Origin of the sequence: Candidatus Protofrankia californiensis (assembly GCF_900634765.1) — a bacterium.
Lineage (GTDB): Bacteria > Actinomycetota > Actinomycetes > Frankiales > Frankiaceae > Protofrankia > Protofrankia californiensis.
Genome location: NZ_CAAAFT010000308.1, coordinates 1 through 4,596, shown reverse-complemented (window position 1 = coordinate 4,596; position 4,596 = coordinate 1). Strand labels below are relative to the sequence as shown.

Genomic DNA, 4,596 nt, shown 5'->3' with positions numbered 1-4,596 from the left:
GTGACGTCCAGCGCCGTGGTCGGCTCGTCGGCCAGCACCAGGGTGGGCCCGGCCGCTATCGCCGAGGCGATCAGCGCCCGCTGGCGCAACCCGCCCGACAGCTGGTGGGGGTGCTGCCGCGCCCGCCGCCGGGGCTCGGGCACCCCGACGTCGTCGAGCAGCGAGAGCACCCGGGCGTCGACCTCGGCGCGCGGGACGACCCGGTGGGTGCGCAGCACCTCCGCGATCTCGGCGCCGACGGTGCGCAGCGGGTCCAGCGACACCAGCGCGTCCTGGAGCACCAGCCCGATCCGCCGGCCGCGCACGGATCGCCACTGCGCCTCGGTGAACGCGGTCAGGTCCTGCCCGGCGAACACGCACCGGCGCGCGCCGATCGTGGCGTTCCCGCCGGTGAGGCCGACGAGGGTGCGCGCGGTGACGCTCTTGCCCGAGCCGGACTCCCCCACCAGTGCCAGGCAGCGGCCCGCGGCCAGGGTGAACGAGACGTTGCGGACGGCGTGCACCGGTTCGCCGCCGGTCGCGAAGGTGACGTCGAGCCCGTCGACGACCAGCAGGGGCTCTGCCGGCGGCGAGGAGCGCGCCGGCGTGGCAGGCAGCACCGGCGCGCTCCTCGGCGCCGGCGCGGCAGGTACCGCCGGGGAGACAGACTTCGCCGGATCGGTCACGAGATCCTCCCGGCGAAGCGTCGCTGGGCGAACCGTCCGACGACGTTGACCGCGATCACCGTCACGGTGATCGCGAACCCGGGGAACACCCCGATCCACCATGCGGTCGCCAGGAAGTCACGTCCCTGGGACAGCATCGCGCCCCACTCCGGCGACGGCGGCCCCGCACCCAGGCCGAGGAAGCTCAGCCCGGACGCATAGATCACCGACGTGCCGAAGCCGACGGTGGCCAGGACGAGCAGCGGGCCGAGGGTGTTGGGCAGGACGTGGCGGGCGACGAGCACCGGCCGGAGCAGCCCGAGCCCGACCGCCGCCTCGACGTACCCGGACCGGCGGACCACCAGCGCCTCCGCCCGTACGATCCGGGCGTAACCGGGTACGAAAGCGATGGCGACGGCAAGCATGACGTTCACCGTTCCCGTGCCGAGCACCGCCACCGCCAGCAGCGCGAGCAGCAGGGACGGCAGCGACAGCAGGACGTCGGCGAACCGCATCAGCACCTGGTCGCCCACCCGGCCGGACAGGGCGGCGGCCAGACCCAGCACCGTGCCGCCCAGCAGGGCGAACACCGTGGACCCGGCGCCCACCAGCAGTGATGTGCGGGCTCCGTGCAACACCCGGGCGAACACGTCCCGGCCGAGCTGATCGGTGCCGAACCAGTGCGCGCCGCCGGGTCCGGCCATCGTCCGGGCGAGGTCGGTCTCGTTGGGCGCCCGGTCGGTGAACAGCTCCGGGGCGATCGCGACCAGCGTGAGCAGGACAAGCAACGCCCCGGCCAGCGCGACGCCGGCATGCGACAGTCGGCGCCGTCGCGACCGGCCGGAAGCGCGCCCGGCCGTGGTCAGGATCGAACCGGGCCCGGTGAGCAGGCCGGGTTGCGTGGCGGTCACTGTCGGGTCACCCCTTCCTCAGTCGCGGATCGATGGCGAGGTAGGCGAGGTCCACCACGGTCGAGATCAGGACGAAGACGAAGGCGGAGATCATGACGACGCCGATCACCACCGGCATGTCCTTGTTCGCCACCGCCTGCAATGTCAGTGTCCCGATGCCGGGACGGGCGAAGACGACCTCCACCAGCACCGCACCACCCAGCAACGTGCCGGTCAGCCAGCCGGTCAGCGTCACCAGCGACACCGCCGCGTGGCGCAGCGCGTGCCGGAACCGCACCGCCATGCGGGTCAGCCCGCGCGCCCGGGCGGTGACCACGAACGGCTGGGCCAGCGCCGTTTCCAGGCCCTCGCGCAGCACCTGCGCCAGCACCCCGGCGACCGGCAGCGCCAGGGTCACCGCGGGCAGGACCAGCGCGGAGAAACTCTGCGCGCCGGCGACCGGGAAGATCGTCAGTCGGAACGAGAAGAACGTGAGCAGGACAATGCCGAGCCAGTACGACGGCGTGGACACCGCCACCAGCTCCCAGGCAGAGGCCAGCATGCGGGGCAGCGGCCGGCCCGCCGTCGTCACCGCGGAGATCACCGCGATGGCGACGGCCAGCACGACCGCGGCCAGAGCGAGCTGGACGGTCGGCCAAAGCTGACTGTCGATCAGCTCGGCCACGGGACGCTGGAGCTGGTAGGACTCGCCGAGGTCGCCCCGGACGAGATGGCCGAGATAGGACGCATACTGCACCACGACGGGTCTGTCGAACCCGAAGTCGTCGCGGATCTGCGCCCGTACCTCGGGGGAGGCCGTGGTGGCCGGACCCAGCAGCACCGCCACCGGGTCGCCCGGCACGAGCTGCAGCGCCGCGAAGGCGAGAGTCGCCGCCCCGAGCATCACCGCCACTGCCGCCGCCAACCGGACGGCTGTCCCCCTGACCAGGGTCCCCCTGACCAGCCCCGCGCCCGTCACTTCTTGTCGGTCCAGGTGCTGTAGAACACCGGCCACGAACTCGCGTCGAAGGTGAGTCCGTGGACCTGCTTGGAGATCCCGATGACCGTCGTGGGGACGTAGACCGGGACCGACGCGGCAAGGTCGACGACCCTCTTCTGGGTCTTGCCGTACACGTCGTCGCGGATCTTGGTGTCAAGGGTGGCGGCACCCTCGTTGGTCCACTGGTCCAGCTGCGGGTCGCTGATGAACGAGGCGTTCTGGCCACCGGTCGCGGCCGAACTGGCGCTGTTGAAGAACAGCCGCAGGATGTCGGGCTCGGGCCGCGCCCAGCTGGAGTCCAGGACGTCGAACTCGCCGCCGTAGCCCTTGGTGATGAAGGTACCGATGTCGAAGGTCGGGCGCTGGATCTCGACGCCGATCTTCTTCAGGTCGGCCTGGACCGCCTGGCCGAGGACCTGCCGCTGGTCCTTGACATACTCGGCGGGCATGAGCGGCCAGATCAGGCTCAGGCGCTTGCCGTCCTTGGTGCGGTAGCCCTCGGCGTCCCGTCCGCTCCAGCCCGCCTCGTCGAGCAGCCGGCCGGCCAGGGCCGGGTCGTAGGGCCAGCTGTTCTCCAGCGACTTGTCATAGGACGGGGTCCTCGGTGCCAACGGGCTCCAGGCCCGCTGGTACTGGCCGAAGTACACGGCCTGGACGTCCTTGCCGAGGTCGATGCCGCGCTGGATCGCGGTGCGCACCCGCTGGTCGGTCAGGGGCGTCCGGGTCACGTTGAGGTAGATCTGGTAGGTGCCGCCCGCGGCCTGCAGGCGCACCACGTTCAGGGCCTTGTTCGCCTCGACGGCCGACACGTTGGCCGGCGGGATCGCGCGGGCACCGTCGACCTGTCCGCTGCTGAGCACACCCACCCTGGTGGAGTCCTCCGGCAGGACGCGGATGGTGAGCGTGTCCAGATATGCCGGTCCGGTGTGCGCGGAGCCCTCGGGCGCCCAGTTGTAGTTCGGGTTCTTGACGAACTTGATGCTCTGGCCCTTGGTGTAGTCCGCCACGGTGAACGGCCCGGTGCCGACCTGAGCCGGGCTTTCCGAGCACAGCTTGTCCGCGTTGGCCTGCAGCGTCTTGGGCGAATAGAAACCGAGGTAGGGGGTGCTCGCCGCCTGCAGGAACGGTGCCGACGGAGCGGAAAAGCCGATCTTTGCGGTGTACTGGTCGACGACCTCGGTACCGGTGTAGGTCTTGATGAGCGTCGAGGCGTACTGCGACTTCGTCTTCGGGTCGGCTATGTGGTCGAAGTTGGCCTTCACCGCGTTCGCGTCGAAGGGCGTACCGTCGGTGAACGTCACGTCCTTGCGGAGCTTGAAGGTGAAGGTCTTGAAGTCGCTCGAGGTTTCCCAGGAGCTGGCCAGCCACGGGTGGAGCTTCTGGTCGGCGTCGAGGAAGACCAGCGAGTCGACGACGCTGCGCTGGATCTCGGCGGTGATGTCCTGCGGGCTGACGTGGACGTTGTAGCAAACCGGCTCGGTGTCGACGGCGTAGGTCACCGACCCGCCGGCGCTGGGTGCGCCCGAACCGGTGTCAGCGGATCCACCGTCGGACGACCCGCAGGCGCCTAATACGAGCGCCGCGGCGACGGTGACGCCGGTGAGGGCGTACGTGGGCCTGACGAAACGCATGGAGCTACTCCGATGTTCTGGGTGTGCGAGAATGCGATGGGATAGCTGGCATTCCGCGCGACGAGCCGGTTACGGTGCACGCGGGAATTGCGGCGAAAAAGGCTTGGGCCGGCGGGCCGGCAAAGGCACCGAACCGCGTGACCGATGAAAAAGACGACCGCGTACGGGTCAGTGTGAACAGGTCGCGCTGGAAACGCGCAACAGATCGATGTGGCGTCGCGACGTCAGAATAGCTGTGCTCCGACAGCCCCGACGGTGCCCCTCCGACCTCATGCCGGGGACATTAGCGGAGCACAAAGCCGGCCGGAGAAAAACGTCGGTGTGATGCTCGCCATATAGGCGTGCCCGGCATCCGGCATCCTGGCAGATAGGCGTTCCGATAGTTGCCGCCCGGACGAATATCGGGGTGTCAATAGGGGTCGATCAGGGTT

At 70.0% G+C, this 4,596-nt stretch carries 5 protein-coding genes; all 5 read right to left on the bottom strand.

Annotated elements, in window-relative coordinates:
• Positions 1-596, bottom strand: a 596-nt coding sequence (locus DD1DGNOD_RS16340) for an ATP-binding cassette domain-containing protein (protein ID WP_430827820.1), incomplete at its 3' end; no start/stop codon positions are given.
• A 65-nt stretch (positions 597-661) separates the two neighbouring features.
• Complete coding sequence (locus tag DD1DGNOD_RS16335) at positions 662-1,555, bottom strand: ABC transporter permease (protein ID WP_131767296.1); 894 nt, start codon at positions 1,553-1,555, stop codon at positions 662-664.
• A gap of 7 nt (positions 1,556-1,562) precedes the next feature.
• Positions 1,563-2,438 (bottom strand): ABC transporter permease, encoded by an 876-nt coding sequence (locus DD1DGNOD_RS16330; protein WP_206443230.1) that lies wholly within the window; start codon positions 2,436-2,438, stop codon positions 1,563-1,565.
• A gap of 71 nt (positions 2,439-2,509) precedes the next feature.
• Positions 2,510-4,165: an ABC transporter substrate-binding protein gene (locus DD1DGNOD_RS16325; RefSeq protein WP_131770501.1), complete on the bottom strand. Its 1,656-nt coding sequence runs from the start codon at positions 4,163-4,165 to the stop codon at positions 2,510-2,512.
• Between the two features lie 168 nt (positions 4,166-4,333).
• Positions 4,334-4,438, bottom strand: a complete 105-nt coding sequence (locus tag DD1DGNOD_RS31300; RefSeq protein ID WP_430827819.1) for a putative leader peptide — start codon at positions 4,436-4,438, stop codon at positions 4,334-4,336.
• Positions 4,439-4,596: the final 158 nt, after the last annotated feature.